This window comes from Enterococcus olivae (assembly GCF_053760925.1).
Genome location: NZ_JBSMVT010000004.1, coordinates 94389 through 115313 on the forward strand (window position 1 = coordinate 94389; position 20925 = coordinate 115313).

Consider the following 20925-nt stretch of genomic DNA (forward strand, 5'->3'; position numbering starts at 1 on the left):
AGAAAGTTTTAAAATAGATTAGTTTTTATTATCAAAGCAGTATTTCCACCTTTCGTATTAGATTAACTAAAATGAATGGTATAATAAAAAACTAATAAAAAGGAGAGTTGATTGATGGAGCAATTATTTGAATATAGTGTACGTATTTTTCCTGGTTTAGTCATCTTAAGCACTAGTTATTTTCTTTTACCAAAAAAAGAGATTGTTATTAGGATGTTTCTACTTTTATTCGGTTTTATTTTAATGCGAGATACCATGACACCACTGAGATTTTGGGAATTCGGATTTACTAATAATACGCTCACGTTACGCTTTATAAATGATCCGCTAGTTCTCCTTGTACTTGGTTTTACTTCTCTTGTTGTCAGTTTAGTTTTATATCGAACTGATAAGAATTTAAAAACCAGTTTAAAATGGTTTTCCAACTACTCAAAGTTCCAAGACATTCTTGTTGGTATATTGTCCTCTTTTGTTGTTGTGTTTCCATTTAGAATGACTTCTTTTTGGACATCGGTATCTCAACAAAATGACAGCGTACCCTTAGAAATGTTATTACCACTTATTGTATTTGCTCTTTTAGGAAATTTTTTAGAGGAAATACTGTTTAGAGGTTATTTTCAAAACTACTTGCAAAAACAAAGTATTCGTATGTTAAAGAGAGTCTTGTTGTCCGCATTATTCTTTTCAATAGGACACATCTTTCTAGCTTTTACAGTGACCGATTTAGGCACGATTATTCTGATTTTTACTTTTTGGGAAGGGCTTATTTGTGCAGTCTTATATGAAAAATACGGAATAATCTCAGCAACATTGGCTCACGGATTAAGTATTTTTCTTTTATCCTCTGGAATTTTTTTCTAAACAATCCAGTTGTCTCCAGCTTAAAGTTTAGATGAAAGCGACAAGTGCTTTTAAGCAAAAATAGGGTGATGACAACTCAATGTCATCACCCTATTTTTCAAATTTATTTCTCATTAGTCTGAGAAGAAACACACAACACCTGTTGCTTCGCAAATGACATAACTTGCGATACTTTCGGTCATCCTCACTTATGATAAGGTTCCCCTTTATTGATCCGAAAGGCCCGGTAAATCTGCTCCACCAAAATCAATTTCATCAACTGATGTGGATAGGTCATTTTTCCAAAGGATATCTGCACATTGCTCCGTCTCATGACTTCCTCGCTCAAGCCCAAGGAGCCTCCGATCACAAAAACCAACTGACTTTTCCCTTGGATGCCTAATTGATCAATCTGACGAGCGAATGCTTCACTGGAGGGATTTTTTCCATCGATCGCCAACGCATAAACGTATTCCTGATCCTTGATCTTGGCTAAGATCCGCTGTCCTTCCTTCTCTTTGACCTGCAGCATCTGGGCTTCACTAAGATTTTCCGGTGCTTTTTCATCAGGAACTTCCACTAACTGTATTTTTGCGTAAGCGCCCAAGCGTTTCACGTACTCATTGATTCCCTGAACCAAATATTTTTCCTTTAGTTTACCCACCGTAATAATTTTGATATTCATATTTCTGCTCCTTTGTCTTCTTCGTTTTTTATTATACATGGAACGAAGCCAAAATTCGCTTCAAGATTTATTTTTTTACTTATCCTCTTATTTTCAACAGAGTTATACACACTATACACAGGTTTATCCACAGAATTTTGTGTGAAAAAGCCTTTTTTATCAACTTTTTTGATAAGAACGTAGGTTCTCACGCTTAGTTATCCACTTTATCCACAACTTTGTGGATAAAAATCTTATAGATTTTCACACTTTTTTTACACAATTCTTGTGGAAAAAAGAATTTTTCACGCTTTTGCGTATTTTTTTGCGTATCTTCTTCATATTTTTTTCAAAATCTCGCAGTAGACTAAATTCAGAAATTGATATTATACTATTTATGAGAAGGAAAAGAAATGGAGGAAAATAGCTATGGCTAGAAAAGATGTTACACCTCGTAAAAATAATGGTTCATTCAAAAAATTTGGTGTTGGTCTTTTAGGTGGTGTCTTAGGCGGTATGTTAAGTATCGGTGGTATCTATTATGCAACAGATGGTTTCAATTCATCTGTCGTTGAGCCCTTGACTGCTGAAAGCACACAAACGATCGACAATGATGCAGAAATAAGTAATGTGAAGGTCAATGTCAACAGTGACATTACAAATGCGGTGGATAAAGTACAAAATGCGGTGGTATCCGTCATCAATTTACAAACGAGCACGCAAAGTCAATGGAGCAGTCCATTTGAAACACAGCAAAATGATTCTTCTGAATTACAGCCAACAGGCGAAGGAAGTGGTGTTATTTATAAAAAGGATGGCAACGATGCTTATATCGTTACCAACAACCACGTCGTTGAAGGTCAAGAAGGGTTAGAAGTGGTCTTAAAAGACGGGACGAAAGTACAGGCAGAATTGATCGGAACGGATGCTTACACAGATTTAGCTGTCTTGAAAATTGCTGGCGACAAGGTTGACACCGTCGCAACATTCGGTGACTCTACTTCTTTAAAAGTTGGTGAACCAGCAATCGCAATCGGCTCTCCTCTTGGTTCTGACTATGCGAACTCTGTGACTCAAGGAATTATTTCTTCCTTGAATCGATTGGTTCAAAATGTCAATGAATCGGGACAAGAAATCAGCATCAATGCCATCCAAACAGATGCCGCGATCAATCCTGGGAATTCTGGTGGTCCATTGGTCAATGTCGCTGGACAAGTCGTCGGGATCAACTCAAGCAAAATAGCTACCTCTTCTAGCTCTGGTGTGAGTGTGGAAGGTATGGGCTTTGCGATCCCAAGTAACGATGTGACCAATATCATTCAACAATTAGAAGATAGCGGTAGCGTTATTCGTCCAGCATTAGGCATCTCTATGCTGAATTTGAGTGAAGTCTCTACCCAACAGCAAGAACGTGTACTAGAGGTACCTGCTTCTGTGGTCAACGGTGTCGTGGTGCGTTATGTTGAAAGTGCGACACCTGCTGAAAAAGCTGGTTTGCAACAATACGATGTAATCACTAAAGTTGACGGTGAAGAGATCACCAGTGCCACAGAACTACGAGCAGCTTTGTATAAAAAATCTGTCGGTGACATCATGGAGCTGACTTTCTATCGAGGCGATGAAGAACAAACCGTATCTGTAGAACTGACTCTAGATCAAACCGCATTGAATGAACAATAACTTTAAACAAAAAATGAGCTGGCAGCTGCCAGCTCATTTTTATTTACTTTCCTACTGCAAAGGCTTCTCCGACCACGGCTTCGTTGCCCAATTCTAAAATACCGCGTTTCATTGGTGCGTTTGGTAATTTCAACTCTTTGGCTGAACAGATCATTCCGTAGCTGGCCACTCCTCGCAATTCACCCGGCCAGATCATCATTCCGTCCGGCATCATCGCTCCTGGTTTTGCGACGACGACTTTTAACCCTTTACGAATGTTTGGTGCACCACAAACGATTTGTAATGTCTCTCCACCATCGACTTCGATTTCTGTGATCGATAAATGGTCACTGTCTTCATGTGGCTCGCAGCTTTTAACAAAGCCGACAACGAATTTTGCTTCATGATCTGCTGTCAACTGGTCTGCAAAACCTGCGGCAGCCATCAATTGATTCAATGTTGCAACTTGCTCATCAGAGAGTGTCACCTGTCCGTTTCCTTCCAATGTGATTGCTTCAGAAATATGGAAAAAGTTCCAACCAACGACACGACCGTCTTCTGTTTGGATGCGTGCCACATTCTCTTTACGTTCTACGCTTTGTTCCAGTCCTTGATCATTGTCTGTGATCACCAATAAAGTATCTCCCACATGCTGGGGATTGTATGCAAAAATCACTTGCGTTCCTCCTAAAATTCATTTCGACAACTATCTTAACAAATTTTTGCTTTTTGCACACGTTTCATGGCAATTTTTTTATAAAAAGGCTTATTCAACTTCCTTGCTTGGTGTGACTACTAGCACATCACATTTGGCTTCACGGATGATGTAACTAGCTACGCTCCCTGTAATGAAACGCTCCACCGCATTCAGTCCCGACTGGCCAACCATAATCAGGTCTACTCCGTAATTTTTGGGTAATTCTTTGGACAGTGCCGTTTTGGCAGAACCAAAGGCTACAACTCCTTCAACCGCATCAAAGGCTACCGAAGCGGCATATGCTTTGGCTTCTTGGATCATTTCTTTCGCATTGCGTTCCTCGATCTCCACGATACTTTCAACTAAAGGCGCATAGCCCATCGTTGTGTTTGTCTGAGGTTCAATCACTGTTGCCACGATCACTTTTCCCTGGTTTCTTCTGGCTACTTCTACTGCCTTTTCAAAAGCTTCCTTTGCCTGATTGGAACCGTCAATACCGACTAGAATCGTTTGATAGGTATGTTCCATGTCTCTCATCCTTTCTAAGTTTTTTATAGATTCCGAAGAAATGTCTCGATTTCTTCTTTTGTCTTTCGTTGTTTATTGACCAAACGTCCAAGCTCTTTTCCGTCTTTGATCACGACAAAACTTGGAATACCAAAAATATGCCATTCTGACGCTACATCGATGTATTCATCACGATCTACTTGCACAAACTGATACTCTGGAAAATCAGCTTCGATCTCAGGCATCACCGGTTTGATAAACTGACAATCGCCACACCAGTCTGCTGTAAAGAAAAATACATTGGCTCCATTTTCGACATACGTTGCAAGTTCTTCTAAATTTTTTGGGATGATCATCTGACCGCCTGCTTTCTCTCTTGTTATCTTTAGTATATCATTTTTGCGACAATTTCGCTGTTCCGGCCAGCCAATTCATCTAAATGAAAAAAGCTGCCCACAACGGACAGCTCTTCTTTATTTGCCTTCAACGATCGTGTGGATCGTGCTTGCATCTAGTCCACGCAAGGTTTGAATCAGCATTTCTCGTGCAGCTTCAAAGTCTGCGATACTGAACATCGTTTGATGCGTGTGGATGTATCTGCCTGGTACACCAATAACGGCACTTGGGATGCCTTCATTCGAAGTATGGGCGGCACCGGCATCCGTTCCCCCTTTGGAAACAAAGTACTGGAAGGGAATGTTGTGTGTTGCTGCAGTGTCCAACAAGTATTCTTTCAAGCGTGGCAGCATGATCATACCTGGATCATAGATACGCATCAATGTTCCTTCACCTAAATGACCAAATGTCCCATTTTTTGTGACCGTATCATCGGCTGGTGAACAGTCAACTGCAAAAAATAAATCTGGTTTGAATTTATTGACAGAACCTTTTGTTCCCCGCAATCCAACTTCTTCCTGTACATTCGCACCAGCAATCAGTGTGTGTGCCAGTTTTTCATCTTTTAAAGCTTCCAATGCTTCTAGTACCACCGTGCAGCCATAACGATCATCCCAGGCTTTAGAGATAATGTTTTTTCCGTTAGCTGTTCGGATCGTCTCTACCTGAGGCACGATTGTGTCACCTGGACGCACGCCATAGCTTTCTGCTTCCTCACGAGAGTCAAATCCTGCATCGAACAAAATCTCAGAAACTTCTACTGTTTTTTGCCCCGCAGTTCCTCTCAATAAATGGGGAGGAATCGAGGAAGAAATACATGGATAGTCTCCTTTGGCTGTTTTTAGAGTAAATCTTTGCGCAGAAACAACATAAGGATTCCAACCACCTAATGGAATGATCTTGAATAAACCACGATCCGTGATTTGGCTGACCATAAAACCAACTTCATCCATGTGAGCAGCAACCATAACTCTTGGTGCATCCTCCTGCTCATGATGACGGATTCCAAAAATACCACCCAGTCCGTCTTGCTGTACTTCATCTACAAAAGGGCTCATTGCTTGACGCATGTAAGCACGAACCTCGTGCTCAAATCCGCTCGTCCCTTGAAGTTCTGTTAATTCTTTGATTCGTTGAAATGTTTTTTCTTGCATCATCTGGTCGTTTGACAATCGTCAAACCTAGCCTCCTTCTTCTAACTCATCAGTATCCTCTTAATTATAACGCAAATCACGGAAGTTGAAAGATTTCCCGTTCGATTTTTTCTATTCTATGGTAAAATAAACAGTAATTACATCGTTTTGTACAGAGAGGAGTCCTTAAATGGAAAAGAAACAGTTGGATCTTTTTAAAACTGGTTTAATGATTGGTGCAGGAATCGGTCTTGTCAGTGGAATCACTGCAGCCGTTTGGGTCAAAAATAGAAATGCACTGGGAGCAGATGACGTCCTAGATACAGTAAAAAGAGCTTTTCAAAAAGAAGGGCCGATCGAAGGTTCTTGGATCACCTTTGAAAAACAGCCTGTACGAAAATTCGCTGTGCATTCGGATGCCTACAGTGGTGGGATCACACGGATGGAAGACGGGCAACTCGTGATGTACGAATTTTTAGCTGATACCAACACAGGAACGGTTCTGGATATTCAGCGTTCGATCGCCTGAACTTTAGTCAAAGGAATGAGGGGAAAAATATGGGATTATTCAATGGATTGATGGGCAATGCCATCGAAGCGAAACACCCAAAAGTCGAAAAAGAGCTGGAAGATGTCCTGATGCCGGATGAACAAATCGACTTGGCCTATAAACTGGTTCGTGATTTGATCGTTTTCACCGATTATCGGTTGATCGTCGTCGACAAGCAAGGTGTCACGGGAAAGAAAAGTGAATATAAGACCTATCCTTACAAGAGCATCTCAAGATTTAGCGTCGAAACTTCTGGACACTTTGACTTAGATGCAGAACTAAAAATTTGGATCTCCAGCGATACAGAACCTGTAGAAACCCTGCAATTCAGAAAAGACAAAAATATCACCCAAGTACAAAAAGCGCTAGCAATGGCTACTTTGTAAGCAACTTATATTGGGACTGTGATCGAAGTAGAAAAGTGCCTTGTCACCAAAATTTCTGTGACAAGGCACTTTTCTATTTTATTCCAACATTTACTTTGCTAAACGGTAAATCGCGTCTGCATAAATTACTGCTGCACGGAACAAATCGTCAAGATCCATGAATTCATTGGCCTGATGCATTGTATCAGTATATCCAGGGAACATCGCACCGTAAGCAACACCGCGTTTCAACAAGCGTCCATAGGTACCACCACCAATGATTTGTTCAAAGCCTTTTTCTCCGGTGTGATCTTCATAGACAGACAATAATGTCGCTACCAATGGATCTTCTTGAGGAACATAATGTGGCGTCATGTGATGAGGTTCAACGCTAATAGTTACACCGTATTCACCGATTGCTGTGTTCAAAGCCGCTTCGATTTTTCCCAAAGTTGTCCCTTGCGGATAACGGAAATTCAAATTGATAAAGGCTTTTTCTTGCGCTGCATCAAAATCGAACAGACCTGCGTTCATCGTTAATTTGCCCATTTTTGCATCTTCATAGGCAACCGTCAGTTTTTCACCATAGAAGTCTTCATGTAAGTAAGCACCTGTCACATGAAGGAAGTTTTTCGCACCACCAGCAAAATCATACCCATCCAAAAAGCCCGCTAGGAATGTTGCTGCATTGATCCCACTTTGAGGGCTGGCACCATGTGCACCTTTACCTACGACATCCAATGTCACCGTAGTATCTTCTACACTGGCTGTACCAGTAATCGGTTGATTCTCTGTATACGCTGCAAACTCTTTTGCCAAAGCTGCGGCTTTTTCAGTATCTGGTGCGCTAACTGTTGCTTTTGCTCCACCAGGAACCATGTTGGCACGCAAGCCTGAAGCAAAGCTTGTCAGCGTATAGCTACCGGTATTGCCCGTTTCCAAATGAAGTGCTAAGGAAACATTCCCTTTCTCACCATTGATGATCGGAAACTCTGCATCCGGTGAAAAGCCAAAGTCTGGTTTTTCTTCCTTCTCAAAATAATAGTCCATATCTCCCCAACCGCTCTCTTCATCGCTTCCAACGACAAAACGAATTTTTTTAGAGATCGGCAAGCCTAATTCTTTGATGATTTTCATACCATAGTAAGCAGCCATACTTGGTCCTTTGTCATCGGAAGAACCACGGGCAAAAATTTTATTGTCTTTGATCACAGGAAGATACGGATCGGTATCCCAGCCGTCGCCAGCAGGTACTACGTCCATGTGGCCAAAGATTCCCAATGTTTCATCGCCTTCGCCAAACTCGATATGTCCAGCATAATTATCTACATTTTTTACCGTAAAACCATCACGCTCGCCATATGCCAGCATATGCAGTAAGGCATCACGAGGTCCTGGTCCAAAAGGCGCATCCGCAGTTACTTTATCATCTTCGCGTTCGCTTTTTACTTTTAATAAATCAATCAAATCTTGCAGTAAATCATCTTTACGTGCTTCGACTTCTTTTTGCCAGTCAATTGTCATTTGATTCCCTCCAATTCGTATTCACATGTTCCATGATACCACTTCTACTTGGGAAAGTGAAAAAGTTTTGATGCGGAACTCTGAGAGGTTTTTCATTCTTTGAAAAAAAGCATATAATGGAAAAAAAGAACCCAAAGGATGGATTCAGATGAAACAATTGACCGAAGAATGTTTATCAATGATCCGTGTCCGCCCCAAAGAATCTCACAAAGGCACCTTTGGCCGTGTGGTACTTGTTGGCGGCAATCATCAGTATGGCGGCGCAATCATTATGGCAGCCGAAGCCTGTGTCCGGTCTGGTGCTGGCTTAGTGACCGTCGTGACAGATCCCGTCAATCATACGGCACTACATGCTAGACTTCCAGAAGTAATGGTCGTTGATTGGCACAACGAAGAACTGATCCAGACTGTTTTGAGTACCGCGGACGTCTGTTTGATCGGACCTGGTTTAGGATTGGAACAAGAACAGCTAGAGCTTTTGCTTTTCGTCTTGGCTCAACAGGAAAAGCAATGGCTGGTTATTGACGGATCAGCAATTACGCTACTGGCTGAGCATGGACTTTCGTTAAGAGAACCCCAACAGGTCGTTTTCACTCCCCATCAAAAAGAATGGCAGCGACTGAGTGGTCTGGCAATCGAGAATCAATCAGAGTTAAATAACCAGAAAATACAACGCTCCTTAAAAGCCGCAATCGTCTTAAAAAGTCATCAAACAGAGATTTACAGCCAACAAGAACCTGTTCAAAATCCTTTAGGAAATCCCGGTATGGCGACTGGTGGCACCGGAGATACCCTTGCCGGAATAATCTCTGGTTTTCTTGCACAATTTCCGAAGCAAATGTCAACGATCCACGCTGCAGTCTACCTTCACAGCTACATCGGTGATCAGTTGGCTAAAGATCGTTATGTCGTGTTGCCGACTGAAATTAGTGCTGCCTTGCCTTATTGGATGTGGAAATTTCAAAAGTAAAAAGAAGGAACTGCTCCAACCGGAACAGTTCCTTCTCTTTGCCTCACTAAGCGGATTAGTCTCCGCCAGCAGCGATTTTTGCTTTGTTGTAAATTGCTTTTCCATTTTTCAAATCTTCTAAAGTACCGATTTTTTCACCTTTAGAATAGAAACCATCTGTGATTCCCAATGCTTGGAATACCGCTTGTTTATAAGCGATCTCAGCATTCCATTCTACTGTATCCAGAATAGCCAAGGCTTTGTGAATCGCCATCATTCCTGAATCACCGGTTGCGTTGATTAGCACACCATGGCTGTCCAATAACAACATATGTGGAATGGATAAGTTGTTTTCTTTGATGTAGCTGCTTGTGATACCTGCTAATTCTTCTGAACAGTTTGGAGCAAAGTCCAGTACAGGAATCGCGCCGACTTTTTGGGTTGCTTCTGTCAAGTTAGGCATTGGTAATTCTGCTGTTGCCCAGAACATTGCATTAGGAGCGTGCGCATGTAAGACAGCTTTAATCTCAGGATTTGTATCATACATAGCTTCATGCATGTTGATTTCGCGAGTCAATTTACCGATTCCACTGACAACTTTTCTTGTATGTGGTTCAACAACTAAAATTTGAGCCGCACTTAAATCACCTAAATATGCTTCTGACATCATGGTTGGTGTCATAATAATATAGTCTTTACCGTTTTCATCTGTTGCTTTGAAAGAAAAATTTCCTCCAGCTACGTTCGTTAACTTTCTTGAAAAAATCAGTTTCACGACTCTTGCCATATCTTCTCTTTCTCTTTCAAACATCATACGTCCATCAGACATTTTATGCGTCCCCCTTATTTTTTGTAAAAAGTTTTTTTGATTGGATCGTTTCTTTCACAGCTTCCTGAACCATTTTTGATTCTTCTAACTGCTTCTTGCGTTTTTCATTGTATTCTTTAAATAGGATTGGATTACCATTTTTATAAATATAGATTCCCAAGCCCATTACAACGACGTTTAACATGAGTTGACCTGTGTATAAGGCCAGGATAAAAAGTCCCAAAGCAAGGAAAAGTAGTAACATGTATTTAACCTTGCTTGCTTGATTTTCTTGTTTTGTCATTTTCTTTTCCCCGCTTTTAGCTTTTTATATTTTTATCTTATTCGTAACGTTTACTTGGTACTTCTGCCTTATTCATGTATTTGTTCAATAAGTAGAACAAACCGATGAAGATGACAGCTCCGGCGATCGCCAGGAAGTTGCCGTTAAATGCTTCAGCAAATAAAATTCTGAATTCAGGTCCTTCAATAGAAGCCCAAGTGATCGATTGACCATCACCAACTTCTGCAACAGTACCTGTACTTCTTGCCAAACCAGTTAAGATCGGCGCCAAGTAAGTTGCACCGTACAAGTAGATCGGCATGGTGATCACACCCATCACTAACATACGAGCCAAGTTACCACCAGTTAACAGTAAACCACCAACAGCGATTGAATAGTTGATGATACTTGCTAGAGGCAATACTTGGTTTCCAGGCAAGATGATCGCATAACCGATAAATACTGGAACCAAAAGGATCGCTGTTACCCATACTTCTGAACGACCAGCTAAGATTGGCCAGTCTAAACCGATAAATACTTCGCGGTCTTTGAAACGTTTTTTCATGAATTCTGACATTGCATCTGCTAATGGAGATAGAGATTGCATGAATAGTTTAGAGATCGTTGGGAATAATGATAAGGCTGTTGCTACTTGGATCGCCAAATTCAATGAACCTGACACGCCGTAAGCCGCTGCCAAACCTAGACCTAAACCAATGATGAAACCCATCACAGAGTTTTCTGAGAACATACCGATTTTTTTCTTCAATGCATTGGTATCTGCACGTTTGTTGAAGATTGGCATTTTATCCATCAACATATTTAGTGGCAATAATAGGACTGCTGCTGAAGTCATAAAGTGAGTCACTGTTACCAATGGAATACCCGTTAAATCTTGAATATGACGCTGGAACATATCTCCCAGCTTCAATTCTAGAACAACTTGAACGATTGCTGTGATGAAACCAGCAATTAGATTACCAGTAACAAAGTAAACCAAGTAAGCTGTTAAAGCTTTACCCCAAACGTTCCACATATCTGCGTTCAACGTTTTCGTCCAGTTCAACACCAACATGACAAAGTTCACACCGATCGTAACCGCGAAAAAGATGAATGCATAACTCCAAGACCAAGTGATCGCTGCGGCACTTGTCCAACCCATATCAAGAGCAGGCAAGTTGATTCCTGTGTTCATTGCTAATGATTCTGATGCTGGTCCTACAGCATTACCCATGAATCCGATAACCATTGACATCCCAGTGAAGGCGATCCCTAATGTGATAGCAGACATGAATGCTTTGCCGGGTTTCATACCGGCAAGCAATCCTAGGATCAAGATGATTAATGGAACGAAAATAGCGGATCCCAATCCTAAGACAAAGTTAATGACACTTGAAAATACTTCCATTTTGCTTACCTCTTTTCTTTTCTATACTTACTATAAGAAATTATTCTTTTGTTGCTTCTACGATTTGATCATAGATATCGTCCATACCCATACCTGTGATGAAAGGAACTCCTGGGAATACTTTGATTCCTAATTCTTCTGCTTGCGCCAAAACTTCTTCATCCGGCTGAGCCACAAAAACGTAGATTCCTGAGCTTGGCAGTTCACCTGAAATTGATTTGTAATCCACTGCATCTACTGGGTAATCAATGCCGTCTTCTTCAAATTTGCTTTGGATCTTACTTGCAATTGTTTGACTTGTTGCTACTCCACTACCACATGCTACGATCAATCTTTTTTTCATTTTGTTTTCCTCCTAAATAATTAAATATTATCTACAAATAATTGATATGCTTGTTCTGGTGTTTCAACTGATTTGTATTTTTGAACGAACTCCTCATTCATGAACAAGTCCATGAACGCTTGCAACAACCCTACTTGATTTTTTCCATCTTTGATTCCTAGAAAGAACAAGTTTTTAACCAGCATTTCACGACTGTCTCCCATTTGATAACAAGTAACCTCTTCTTCCAAACGAACAATGTAAATAAATGCTTTCTCAACAAATTCTGTATTAGAATGCGGTAAGCCAATATTCAAATACTGGGTGATCAAACCCGTTGGAAATGATTTTTCACGTTCTTTTATTCCAGATAAGTAGCCATCGTTGACATAACCTAATTCTTTTAGTCGTCCACCGATTACTTCAAAAGCTTCTTCTTCAGAAGATACTTTCAATGACAAATCTACTAAATCTGGATGAAACATTTCTTTGTATTCCATTTTTCTACTCCCCTCCTTTTGTTCACTTTTGTAAAATTTTGTTTTATCAAAAGTTCGTTTATGTAATATTTTGTTTTACATTCACATCATATTATCAAACTCGAACTTTGTCAACGCTTTCTTTCAAAAAATCAAAAATTTATTTTCTGGGATTTTCTATTGAAAAACAAGGAGTTTGCCCGTATAATGAATCTGCATGCCCAAGTTAACAAAGATGAACATTTTTGGACATTTAAAGAAAGGGAGGGTTCGATGTTAAAAAAAGAGAGACAACAAATGATTTTAGACTTGTTACAAGACCATACATATTTGTCTATTGTGACGATCGCCGAAGAATTGGATGTTTCCGACATGACGATCCGGCGCGATATTACAGAATTATCCAAACAAAAAAAATTGACCAAGCTATACGGTGGCGCTCAAAGGCTTGAAATTTTAGAAAAAGAGCGGAGCACAGAAGAAAAAATCCAAACAAAAGTAGATGAAAAAAAATATATCGGTAAAGTAATGAACAGCCTAATTCCTGATAATGCCACTATTTTTGTTGGTGCTGGTACTACCATCCTTTATGCGTTAGCAGAACTCAATCGCAAAAATCTCTTCGTGACGACGAACAGTTTGATTGCCTTTAATTATTTGAAAGAGCATACAGACTATCGAATCTTATTAAGTGGCGGAGAATTTTCTCCTATTACAGAGGAATTTGTTGGCGAAGTAGCCATCAAAGCCTTTGACAATTTGAACATCGACTTCGCATTTGCTGCAACAAATGGTGTCTTCGAAGACAATATCACGACTGCACAGTTTGACGAAGGTGCTGTGCAAAGTGCGGTGTTCGCAAAATCAAAAACCAAATGTGTTGTCGCAGATAGTTCAAAGCTAGGTGTTTCTGACGTTTATACGTTTAAACGGTTAAGCGAAATCGACTATTTAGTCACTGATAGTCATATCTCGGCAGAGCAATTTGAATATTATAGTCAATATACAGAAATTTTGAAGGAGGAAATGAAATGATTGTTACTGTTACTATGAACCCCTCGATTGATCTAGCTTATTTTATTGAGCACTTTCAATTAGGAAGAATGAACCGCTTCAACTCACCTACTAAATCGGTGGGCGGTAAAGGGATCAACGCTGGAAGGACAGCTGCCCAGTCTGGTTCAGAAGTTGTTCTGACTGGCTTTTTGGCTGGGGATATTGGAGAATTGGTTGAAAAGTATCTCATAGAAGAAAACCTCTTCACCCTGGACATGATGGAAACTTCTGGCGAAACACGCAATGCGATCACCATCATGCATGACAATGATACGCACACAGAGGTCGTGGAAAGCGGTCCTGAAATCTCTGATGAAGAGGTCTATCAACTACTGGATAAAATCAAACTTATTCATGAGCAGGGCAAGTTACAAGTGATTTGTATCTCGGGTTCGATCAATTCGAAAAATGATCAGATTTACTTGGAAATGCTTGCTCATATTAGAAAACATATCAGCCAAGATGTCCCGGTATTCATGGATGTTTCTGGCAAACAATTGCTCTCTCTTTTAAAAAATGATACCTACAAACCAAGCTTTATCAAACCAAATGTTCATGAATTAGGCGAGATCCTTCATAAGGACATTGAAACAAAAGAAGAAGCTCGGAAAGAATTGAGCCATGCTTACTTCAAAGGAATTGATTACATCATGATCTCCTGTGGTGAAGAAGGTGCCCTGTGTAAAGTAGGCGAAGACTTTTACGATATCACGATCCCTCGTATCGAGATCGTCAATACGACCGGTTCTGGCGATGCTTCTGTTGGGGGCTTTGCTCATGCTGTTGAACAACAGTTTTCTTTAGAGGATACCTTCAGTTATTCCATGGCTTGCGGTATGTCTAATGCCCAACACGGTGAAGTTGGTTTTATCAATAAAGAAGATGTCGAAACTTTTGCGAAACAGATCCAAGTAAATAAATTAGAACTGTGAAAAACTGATGATTGGAGTGAAGTCTAAAAATGTTTGAACATTACATTTGGGACTTTGACGGCACACTGTATGACACCTATCCCATGATGCTGGATGGCTTTATGCATACCCTGAAAGAATATCAAATAACTGCGGATCGTCAGGAGATTTTTCGAATACTAAAAGAAAAATCTTCTGCCTCCGTAGCAGAAAAATACGCACTTGATTTTATTGAGTTCTCCAAAACCTTCAAATCCTACGAGGGCAAAGGATGGGAGGATCCGATCTCCTATCCTGGTACAAAGGAAATGCTAGAAGCCATCGTTGCCAAAGGACAAAAAAACTATATTTTGACTCATCGGACTGTCTCTTCCACTATTGAGCTTTTGAAAAAAGAGGACATGCTACACTTGATCGAGGAAATCGTTGGTCCAGAAAACAAGTTTCCCCGTAAACCAGATCCTGCTTCACTGACTTACTTAGTGGAGAAATATCAAATGGATCGCAAGAAGACCGTGATGATCGGTGATCGTACGCTAGATGTTCTAGCTGGAAAAAATGCCGGCGTCCAGTCGATTTTCTATGATCTTGACTATGTTTTGGAAGACATTCAAGCGGACTATATCGTTCGCACGATCCCTGAAATGTTAGAGATCATTCAGTCATAAAACTCTTTAAAGCATCTCATAAATGGAAGCATACATTCTTTGAGGTCAGGCAGTTTGATTTACTGCCGGGCCTTTTTTGATGCACAGAAAAAATCGCACGAAAATGCGAGTGCTAAACACCTCGCTTTCTCGTCCGATTTCAAAATTTAAGAGAGTATTGAAACTCCTATGAACGACTTCTTTTTTATTACCCTAAGAAACCAAATGCTTTTCCGGCAATCCCGATAACGAAGATCACAAGGATGATCAACAACGGACTTACGTTTTTCTTCAATAACCAAGCCACAAACAAAGTTAATAGCAATGGTAATAGTCCTGGTAAAATGCTATCTAGGACATCTTGAACGGTTTGTGTAACTATTTCACCATTATCATTGGTAATACGAGTAGCTATAATCGGAATATTAATGCTTGTCCATTTATTAACCAGAGCTCCCATTACGAATAAACCAACAATTGATGCACCTTCTGTTAGTTTTTTAACCGTTCCACCAGCCATGCCTTGAATGATTTCATTCCCTTTTTCATAGCCTAGTGTCAAACCGTAATATTTGGTAGCAATACGAATAGCATTAATCAAAAGAAAGAATAGCAGTGGTCCGAATACACTACCTGCCATGGCTAAAGAAGCACCTAAGGCAGCCAATACTGGGCGAGCAGTTCCCCAGAAAATAGGATCACCAACACCAGCTAAAGGTCCCATCAAACCTATTTTCATTGCGGCAATCGAACTGCCGGGCATATTTCCCTCATTCGCTTTTTCCTCTTCCATCGCACCTACTACACCAAAAATTGGCGCAGTTAACCATGGATGAGTATTGAACCATTCCAAATGACGTTGTAACGCTTCGTTTCTTTCTTTACCTGGAGCATATAGTCGCTTAATGGCAGGAATCATGACAAAACAGAAGCCCATGTTTTGCACACGTTCGAAGTTGAATGAACCTAACAATAAGTTGGATCTCCAAAACATACTATTTAAATCTTTTTTCGTTAATTTCTTTTGTGTATTTTCCATTCTTCTTATCCTCCCTACGCATCCAAATCATCGTCAAGGTCATCATAAGATCCTTGATTTACTGCAACTGTTTGCGGTGCAGGATGATTGAGCACATTGTATTTCAACTGAATGAAAAGCAAGGCCAAACATAAACCTAGACCACCAAAGCCAACTAAATTAAAGCTTGTAAAGGCAGCGAATAGGAATCCAATGTAGAAGAAGGGTTTCAAGTTAGGGACATCCATCATGTTGATAACCATCGCATATCCAACGACAACAATGATCCCTCCACCAATTTGTAGACCACCAGTAACAACCTCTGGAATACCATTTAAAAAGCGGCTTACAGCATCCGCACTAATCATTGAAATAATTAATGTTGGAATCATTACACGTAAGGCTTGCAGCAGCAAGGCAAAAATATGCATTATTTCAATCCCACGAAAATTGCCTTGTTCTGCATAACTATCTGCTTTGTGAACAAAGAATACCGCAATCGTACGAACAAAAATAGTTAGTGCTTGACCGGCAGCTGCCAACGGTACTGCAATCGCAATTCCTTCACCAATTCCTTGGTTTGCTGTGATAACCAAAATTGTTGAAATAACTGAAGCAATCGCTGTATCTGGTGCCATTGCTAAGCCGACATTCATCCAACCTAGAGCCATCATTTCTAGCGTTCCACCAAGAATGACTCCCGTAGTAATATCTCCTAAAACTAAACCAACAAGTGTACAAGCAACTAGCGGTCTATGCGTTTGACCTTCATCTAGTACACTTCCTACACCGGTAATTCCAGCAACAATTAAAAGTAAAACAATTTGTATGATAGACATGATCGATCCCCCTATTTATCAAGTTTTCCGACTAATTCTTTATAGAAATCTATACTTGTATCCCCTGGTAATTGACGTAATTCAAGTTTAACCCCTAATTCATGTAAGGTTTTGAATGCTTCCACATTTGTTGGAGAAACGCTAACTGCTTTAGTGATTTGTTTACGATCACGTTCAAAACGCATCCCACCTACATTGATTTCCTTTAAAGGCACACCTTTTTGGACTAAATCAACAATATCTTCTGGATTTTCAAATAATAGCATCACGGTGTCATTGTCATAACGTGGTGACTTGTACGCACGAACCATTTTGTCCACTGTCACAGCACTTGCTTTTACACTTGCTGGCGCCACAGATAAAATCAACGTTTTACGCATTTCATCTTGAGCTACCGCATCTGAAACAACAATGATCCGACTAATCGGACGTAATTTCACCCATTTAGTTAACACTTGTCCATGAATAAAACGGTCATCAATTCTAGCTAATTCAATTTTCATTATAAATCCTCCTCGTCTTCATCCTTTTGAAGTTTGGCTACTTCCTCTTTGAAGTTCTTAATTCCATCTTTACTTACTTTTTTTAGATAATCTACTAACTGTGTCAAGGATTGTTTTTTCCCAGCTGCAGCTTCTAATACCATGGGTAGGTTCACTCCTGAAAGAATATCCACATTGTCCTTACCAAATGCTAGCTGTGCGGCTGCATTGTACGGTGTGCCACCAAAAACATCTACCAAAATTAATAATTCCTTGTTTTCTTCTAATGAATTGTAGACATTGGTATATTTCTCATTCACCTGTGGCAAACCTTCCCCTTTTAAAAACGGAATTGCTTGAACATCTTGATCAGCACCAAAAATCATTTCAAACGCATCTAGAATTCCTACAGATAGTTGACCATGACCACTAATTATAATTGATACCATTGATTATCCCTCCTTTCACTATACTATAAGCAAAATACGTGCCAAAACAGTGTTTCAGCACAAAACCCTAGATTAACCTAGGATCTTCCAGACACAAAAAAGAGTGTCTCAAAAAAAAGAACACTCTTTCATTGGATATTTCCATTTCTAAAACACTGTTTCACTTGAAATGAAACTGTTTTATTCATTGAGTAGAATCTCTGCAATAAATATCTTTTCATCCTCTACTAAATTCAGTACTAATCTGTCCTCTAAGGATTCAATGGTACTTGAAACGATATCAAGAGGGATTTGAAGCTCTTCTCTCCAAGGATCCGTATAGGTCAAAGGATCTTGCTTGATCGCTCGTTCAAAAGCAAAAGCTGTATGCACCACTAATTTTAGGATCATGATATTGGAAAATGTCATCTCGATATTCATCTGCAATTCTTTTGTCCAATCAAGTAGCATATCTGTTATGTGATATGGATTCAAGTAAACCAAATAGGTATTTAACGCATCTTGACATAAATCTCTGATCACTGTATTTTTTGGTCGCTGTTGTTTTTTTTCATAGGGCAAACCCACCACTTGACGAATCACTCTTTCTCCAGAGCCTTCTATCAAGTCTTCTAAACTAATATGAGGCACATCGATTTTAGGATCCTTGGTTCCAACAGTCGCTAAAATTTGGTACTTTTCAATCAGTTTGGACATGGTTTGTGGGATTTTTAAACTAGATACCGTAATAATCTCTACCGATTCTTCTGTTGAATTTTGCAAAATTCCTGAAACCATTTGTTCTATTTTTTTAGCAGTACCACTTCCAGTTGTGCAAATGGATAAAATCGCCTTAGGTCGGCCGTTTTCTTGTGTTTGAATAGTGGCTAAAAAATCCTTCATCACAGAAGAGTAGATGCCCGCTAAGCTCAAGTCCATATAATTGATTTTACGGACAACATCTAGCACAATTAGTGTAGTAATATTAGGAATCGTTTTAATGGCGACACCCGTTTTTTCCATCAATTTGCCTTCCATCATAGCCAACGATCCCATGTCTACTAACATTAACACACCATTGTCAGTTTCCAACTCCTCAATTTGTTGCACGATTCGTTGAAACATTTCATCAGGGTTCAGATTTAAAGGCATATCCAAGGCAACAATCGGAGCAGCTCCCAATAATTCAACAGCTACCTGTACCATCGAAGTCGCTGTAGAGTTCCCATGAGTCACCACCAAAACACTTATCTGCTTCTTCTCTTCAACTGTTTCAATGGAAACTAACAACATTGTTAAATAGACCATTTCAATTTCTGGTAGGGTAATACCTAGTCTTTTTTCTATTTCCAATTGAAACAATTGTGTCACTTCGTATTCACGACTATGTTCTGACGTAATGGTACGAATGTCTAATTGAGAAAGCAAGTTGTCCTTCTTTTCTCTGCGGAAATAGGCATCCAAATGCATGCCAATATAATAAAGAAATTTCCGATCAAAACAAACCCCCAGATGCTTTTCTGCAATTTTTTTCAGCTCAATGGTCAAGTTAGAAATCAAGGGGTCGACAAATTTCAGTAGATTATAGTTCACTGTTTTGTTACTTATGAAATTTTTTACGTGAAGACGGAGATCTGTCAAGATATACTGATGGATTTGTGCTTCTGAAATGCTTTCATTTTCTAAAATCTTGACCTTTTCCTCAATCATTTCATAAATATTGAATCCTTCATAGTCTTCGTCATTACTCTTTTCTGAAGGATGGATCGTTGTGGTCACTCCTACAAATTCTTCGATTTCTTTTGAGCGGCGGATATTTTTACTACTGGAACTCCAATGGGACAGCATTTCTTCAGGCAATTCTTGAATGCCGATACTGATCTTATTTTTTTCATGGAGATTGTGTAAAAAAGCTTGCGCACAAATCAGTTGGATATGGGATTGTAGTTGTCCGACATTTCCATAAGCATCTGTATTAATCAAGGCGTTAATCACATCGATATCAATGACAAAGGTCCGTTGCACACGCTTGGCTTCTTTTTCAAATAAGAACTTGGAAAGCTCCACTTTTTCTCGCAAGGATCGTTGATTCAGAGCTGGAATTTGAATCGTCATTGGAATCCTACGTAAAAACGTTTCTAACATTGAAGAGTTAGGATCTTCGGTCGTAGCACAAATAATCAGCACATTGGCTTGTCGTTTGAAACCAGTCTCTCCTAAACGATTGAAACGGTTATGGTCAATAAAATAAAACAACATTTCTTGACCTTCTGGGGTTAATCGATGAATCTCATCCAGTAATAATACCCCACCATTGGCCTTTTCTACCAATCCTGGATGATCTTCTTCAGCACCGGTAAAAGCCCCTTTCCTATAACCGAATAATTGAGAGAGTAGTAGCTGAGGATTATGGTAATAATCTGCACAGTTAAAGCTTTCAAATGGTGCATTTTCTTCAATTATTTTTTCGAAAATAGAATATTGATAGATTTTATTAGCAAAAAAGGTCTTCCCTGAACCGGTTGGACCTAAAAGCAACATATGCAAACCATTGGGCGGATAATATACCGCTGCTTTTGCTTGAAAAACCGCTTTTTTTAAGCTATCATTGCTGCCGATCATCAACTCAAAAGGATTTCTTTTGACTTTTTTTTCTGGTTGTCGAACATAAGCTGTTAAATCCGTTACTTCTTCTATCTTGTCATCCCATTGAAGCTGTAATTTGTCTTCAAGCACTTCAATCGGCAAGTAACCTACTGGATAGGACTTGATTTTTAAGACTCGCTTTTCCCGAACTAATTTATTTAATTCCAAGCTAGTATTGGCTCTAGTTAAATCCAATCGTTCGGCAAGCTCATTCGCTGAAGAACCTTTTTTGATTAAGAAATCCTGCTTTTCACAGTCTTGCCAAATATCAACTAATTCTTGATACACTTTTTCAATCCGTTTCATATACATCC

Annotated in this window: 24 protein-coding genes; 8 read left to right on the forward strand and 16 right to left on the reverse strand. The window is 39.7% G+C overall.

Going from position 1 to position 20925, the window contains the following annotated elements:
- Positions 1 to 114 precede the first annotated feature (114 nt).
- Positions 115 to 861 (forward strand): CPBP family intramembrane glutamic endopeptidase, encoded by a 747-nt coding sequence (locus ACWODM_RS04680; protein ID WP_455320217.1) that lies wholly within the window; start codon positions 115 to 117, stop codon positions 859 to 861.
- A 184-nt stretch (positions 862 to 1045) separates the two neighbouring features.
- Here the strand turns inward: ACWODM_RS04680 and rlmH are convergent, their stop codons facing one another.
- Positions 1046 to 1525 (reverse strand): 23S rRNA (pseudouridine(1915)-N(3))-methyltransferase RlmH, encoded by a 480-nt coding sequence (gene rlmH, locus ACWODM_RS04685; protein ID WP_455320218.1) that lies wholly within the window; start codon positions 1523 to 1525, stop codon positions 1046 to 1048.
- A 408-nt stretch (positions 1526 to 1933) separates the two neighbouring features.
- Between rlmH and ACWODM_RS04690 the strand changes: the two genes are divergently transcribed.
- Positions 1934 to 3184: a S1C family serine protease gene (locus tag ACWODM_RS04690; protein ID WP_455320219.1), complete on the forward strand. Its 1251-nt coding sequence runs from the start codon at positions 1934 to 1936 to the stop codon at positions 3182 to 3184.
- Positions 3185 to 3227: 43 nt separating this feature from the next.
- Here the strand turns inward: ACWODM_RS04690 and ytpR are convergent, their stop codons facing one another.
- The 4 genes from ytpR to pepA all read right to left on the reverse strand — a co-directional run bounded on the left by ytpR (position 3228) and on the right by pepA (position 5917).
- On the reverse strand, positions 3228 to 3839 hold the full coding sequence (gene ytpR / locus ACWODM_RS04695) for a YtpR family tRNA-binding protein (protein WP_455320220.1): 612 nt from the start codon (positions 3837 to 3839) through the stop codon (positions 3228 to 3230).
- Between the two features lie 90 nt (positions 3840 to 3929).
- The gene (locus ACWODM_RS04700; protein WP_455320221.1) at positions 3930 to 4388 is read right to left on the reverse strand and encodes a universal stress protein; all 459 of its coding nucleotides are present in this window, start codon (positions 4386 to 4388) and stop codon (positions 3930 to 3932) included.
- Between the two features lie 23 nt (positions 4389 to 4411).
- Complete coding sequence (locus ACWODM_RS04705) at positions 4412 to 4723, reverse strand: thioredoxin family protein (protein WP_455320222.1); 312 nt, start codon at positions 4721 to 4723, stop codon at positions 4412 to 4414.
- Positions 4724 to 4840: 117 nt separating this feature from the next.
- Positions 4841 to 5917, reverse strand: a complete 1077-nt coding sequence (gene pepA, locus ACWODM_RS04710) for a glutamyl aminopeptidase (RefSeq protein WP_455320285.1) — start codon at positions 5915 to 5917, stop codon at positions 4841 to 4843.
- A 169-nt stretch (positions 5918 to 6086) separates the two neighbouring features.
- Here pepA and ACWODM_RS04715 point away from each other — a divergent pair, with 169 nt between their 5' ends.
- Positions 6087 to 6425, forward strand: coding sequence for a hypothetical protein (locus ACWODM_RS04715; protein ID WP_455320223.1), 339 nt, complete (start codon positions 6087 to 6089; stop codon positions 6423 to 6425).
- Positions 6426 to 6454: 29 nt separating this feature from the next.
- Positions 6455 to 6832, forward strand: a complete 378-nt coding sequence (locus tag ACWODM_RS04720; RefSeq protein ID WP_455320224.1) for a PH domain-containing protein — start codon at positions 6455 to 6457, stop codon at positions 6830 to 6832.
- A 90-nt stretch (positions 6833 to 6922) separates the two neighbouring features.
- Here the strand turns inward: ACWODM_RS04720 and pepV are convergent, their stop codons facing one another.
- Positions 6923 to 8335, reverse strand: a complete 1413-nt coding sequence (gene pepV / locus ACWODM_RS04725; protein WP_455320225.1) for a dipeptidase PepV — start codon at positions 8333 to 8335, stop codon at positions 6923 to 6925.
- Between the two features lie 148 nt (positions 8336 to 8483).
- On the opposite strand from pepV, the gene ACWODM_RS04730 reads away from it, so the two are divergent.
- On the forward strand, positions 8484 to 9305 hold the full coding sequence (locus tag ACWODM_RS04730) for an NAD(P)H-hydrate dehydratase (protein WP_455320226.1): 822 nt from the start codon (positions 8484 to 8486) through the stop codon (positions 9303 to 9305).
- Between the two features lie 55 nt (positions 9306 to 9360).
- Here the strand turns inward: ACWODM_RS04730 and ACWODM_RS04735 are convergent, their stop codons facing one another.
- The 5 genes from ACWODM_RS04735 to ACWODM_RS04755 are packed head-to-tail and all read right to left on the reverse strand — an operon-like array spanning position 9361 to position 12605.
- A complete protein-coding gene (locus ACWODM_RS04735) occupies positions 9361 to 10113 on the reverse strand; it encodes a class II aldolase/adducin family protein (protein WP_455320227.1) in 753 nt (250 codons plus the stop codon).
- Position 10114: 1 nt separating this feature from the next.
- Entirely contained in the window at positions 10115 to 10396 is a 282-nt protein-coding gene (locus ACWODM_RS04740) for a hypothetical protein (protein ID WP_455320228.1), read from the reverse strand.
- A gap of 37 nt (positions 10397 to 10433) precedes the next feature.
- A complete protein-coding gene (locus ACWODM_RS04745; RefSeq protein ID WP_455320229.1) occupies positions 10434 to 11783 on the reverse strand; it encodes a PTS galactitol transporter subunit IIC in 1350 nt (449 codons plus the stop codon).
- 40 nt (positions 11784 to 11823) lie between these two features.
- Positions 11824 to 12126 (reverse strand): PTS sugar transporter subunit IIB, encoded by a 303-nt coding sequence (locus ACWODM_RS04750; protein ID WP_455320230.1) that lies wholly within the window; start codon positions 12124 to 12126, stop codon positions 11824 to 11826.
- Between the two features lie 20 nt (positions 12127 to 12146).
- A complete protein-coding gene (locus ACWODM_RS04755; RefSeq protein ID WP_455320231.1) occupies positions 12147 to 12605 on the reverse strand; it encodes a PTS sugar transporter subunit IIA in 459 nt (152 codons plus the stop codon).
- Positions 12606 to 12857: 252 nt separating this feature from the next.
- Here ACWODM_RS04755 and ACWODM_RS04760 point away from each other — a divergent pair, with 252 nt between their 5' ends.
- Genes ACWODM_RS04760 through ACWODM_RS04770 form a run of 3 tightly spaced genes read left to right on the forward strand, consistent with a single transcriptional unit; the run spans position 12858 to position 15219 of the window.
- Positions 12858 to 13619 (forward strand): DeoR/GlpR family DNA-binding transcription regulator, encoded by a 762-nt coding sequence (locus tag ACWODM_RS04760; protein WP_455320232.1) that lies wholly within the window; start codon positions 12858 to 12860, stop codon positions 13617 to 13619.
- A complete protein-coding gene (locus ACWODM_RS04765; RefSeq protein WP_455320233.1) occupies positions 13616 to 14572 on the forward strand; it encodes a 1-phosphofructokinase family hexose kinase in 957 nt (318 codons plus the stop codon). The genes ACWODM_RS04760 and ACWODM_RS04765 overlap by 4 nt, the downstream gene beginning before the upstream one ends.
- Positions 14573 to 14601: 29 nt before the next feature.
- Positions 14602 to 15219, forward strand: a complete 618-nt coding sequence (locus ACWODM_RS04770; RefSeq protein WP_455320234.1) for an HAD-IA family hydrolase — start codon at positions 14602 to 14604, stop codon at positions 15217 to 15219.
- A 187-nt stretch (positions 15220 to 15406) separates the two neighbouring features.
- Here ACWODM_RS04770 and ACWODM_RS04775 read toward each other — a convergent pair whose 3' ends face one another.
- The 5 genes from ACWODM_RS04775 to ACWODM_RS04795 form a co-directional block, all read right to left on the reverse strand.
- Complete coding sequence (locus ACWODM_RS04775) at positions 15407 to 16237, reverse strand: PTS system mannose/fructose/sorbose family transporter subunit IID (protein WP_455320235.1); 831 nt, start codon at positions 16235 to 16237, stop codon at positions 15407 to 15409.
- A gap of 14 nt (positions 16238 to 16251) precedes the next feature.
- Entirely contained in the window at positions 16252 to 17055 is an 804-nt protein-coding gene (locus ACWODM_RS04780) for a PTS mannose/fructose/sorbose transporter subunit IIC (RefSeq protein ID WP_455320236.1), read from the reverse strand.
- 11 nt (positions 17056 to 17066) lie between these two features.
- Complete coding sequence (locus tag ACWODM_RS04785) at positions 17067 to 17558, reverse strand: PTS system mannose/fructose/N-acetylgalactosamine-transporter subunit IIB (protein ID WP_455320237.1); 492 nt, start codon at positions 17556 to 17558, stop codon at positions 17067 to 17069.
- Entirely contained in the window at positions 17558 to 17986 is a 429-nt protein-coding gene (locus tag ACWODM_RS04790) for a PTS sugar transporter subunit IIA (RefSeq protein WP_455320238.1), read from the reverse strand. The genes ACWODM_RS04785 and ACWODM_RS04790 overlap by 1 nt, the downstream gene beginning before the upstream one ends.
- Positions 17987 to 18166: 180 nt before the next feature.
- A complete protein-coding gene (locus tag ACWODM_RS04795; RefSeq protein WP_455320239.1) occupies positions 18167 to 20923 on the reverse strand; it encodes a sigma 54-interacting transcriptional regulator in 2757 nt (918 codons plus the stop codon).
- Positions 20924 to 20925 lie beyond the last annotated feature (2 nt).

Excerpts from the sequence above, each read along its gene's own strand:
- ACWODM_RS04680 (WP_455320217.1), top strand. The coding sequence starts at position 115 with ATGGAGCAATTATTTGAATATAGTGTACGTATTTTTCCTGGTTTAGTC.
- rlmH (WP_455320218.1), bottom strand. The coding sequence starts at position 1,525 with ATGAATATCAAAATTATTACGGTGGGTAAACTAAAGGAAAAATATTTG.
- ACWODM_RS04690 (WP_455320219.1), top strand. The coding sequence starts at position 1,934 with ATGGCTAGAAAAGATGTTACACCTCGTAAAAATAATGGTTCATTCAAA.
- ACWODM_RS04700 (WP_455320221.1), bottom strand. The coding sequence starts at position 4,388 with ATGGAACATACCTATCAAACGATTCTAGTCGGTATTGACGGTTCCAAT.
- ACWODM_RS04705 (WP_455320222.1), bottom strand. The coding sequence starts at position 4,723 with ATGATCATCCCAAAAAATTTAGAAGAACTTGCAACGTATGTCGAAAAT.
- pepA (WP_455320285.1), bottom strand. The coding sequence starts at position 5,917 with ATGCAAGAAAAAACATTTCAACGAATCAAAGAATTAACAGAACTTCAA.
- ACWODM_RS04715 (WP_455320223.1), top strand. The coding sequence starts at position 6,087 with ATGGAAAAGAAACAGTTGGATCTTTTTAAAACTGGTTTAATGATTGGT.
- ACWODM_RS04720 (WP_455320224.1), top strand. The coding sequence starts at position 6,455 with ATGGGATTATTCAATGGATTGATGGGCAATGCCATCGAAGCGAAACAC.
- pepV (WP_455320225.1), bottom strand. The coding sequence starts at position 8,335 with ATGACAATTGACTGGCAAAAAGAAGTCGAAGCACGTAAAGATGATTTA.
- ACWODM_RS04730 (WP_455320226.1), top strand. The coding sequence starts at position 8,484 with ATGAAACAATTGACCGAAGAATGTTTATCAATGATCCGTGTCCGCCCC.
- ACWODM_RS04735 (WP_455320227.1), bottom strand. The coding sequence starts at position 10,113 with ATGTCTGATGGACGTATGATGTTTGAAAGAGAAAGAGAAGATATGGCA.
- ACWODM_RS04740 (WP_455320228.1), bottom strand. The coding sequence starts at position 10,396 with ATGACAAAACAAGAAAATCAAGCAAGCAAGGTTAAATACATGTTACTA.
- ACWODM_RS04745 (WP_455320229.1), bottom strand. The coding sequence starts at position 11,783 with ATGGAAGTATTTTCAAGTGTCATTAACTTTGTCTTAGGATTGGGATCC.
- ACWODM_RS04750 (WP_455320230.1), bottom strand. The coding sequence starts at position 12,126 with ATGAAAAAAAGATTGATCGTAGCATGTGGTAGTGGAGTAGCAACAAGT.
- ACWODM_RS04755 (WP_455320231.1), bottom strand. The coding sequence starts at position 12,605 with ATGGAATACAAAGAAATGTTTCATCCAGATTTAGTAGATTTGTCATTG.
- ACWODM_RS04760 (WP_455320232.1), top strand. The coding sequence starts at position 12,858 with ATGTTAAAAAAAGAGAGACAACAAATGATTTTAGACTTGTTACAAGAC.
- ACWODM_RS04765 (WP_455320233.1), top strand. The coding sequence starts at position 13,616 with ATGATTGTTACTGTTACTATGAACCCCTCGATTGATCTAGCTTATTTT.
- ACWODM_RS04770 (WP_455320234.1), top strand. The coding sequence starts at position 14,602 with ATGTTTGAACATTACATTTGGGACTTTGACGGCACACTGTATGACACC.
- ACWODM_RS04775 (WP_455320235.1), bottom strand. The coding sequence starts at position 16,237 with ATGGAAAATACACAAAAGAAATTAACGAAAAAAGATTTAAATAGTATG.
- ACWODM_RS04780 (WP_455320236.1), bottom strand. The coding sequence starts at position 17,055 with ATGTCTATCATACAAATTGTTTTACTTTTAATTGTTGCTGGAATTACC.
- ACWODM_RS04785 (WP_455320237.1), bottom strand. The coding sequence starts at position 17,558 with ATGAAAATTGAATTAGCTAGAATTGATGACCGTTTTATTCATGGACAA.
- ACWODM_RS04790 (WP_455320238.1), bottom strand. The coding sequence starts at position 17,986 with ATGGTATCAATTATAATTAGTGGTCATGGTCAACTATCTGTAGGAATT.
- ACWODM_RS04795 (WP_455320239.1), bottom strand. The coding sequence starts at position 20,923 with ATGTATATGAAACGGATTGAAAAAGTGTATCAAGAATTAGTTGATATT.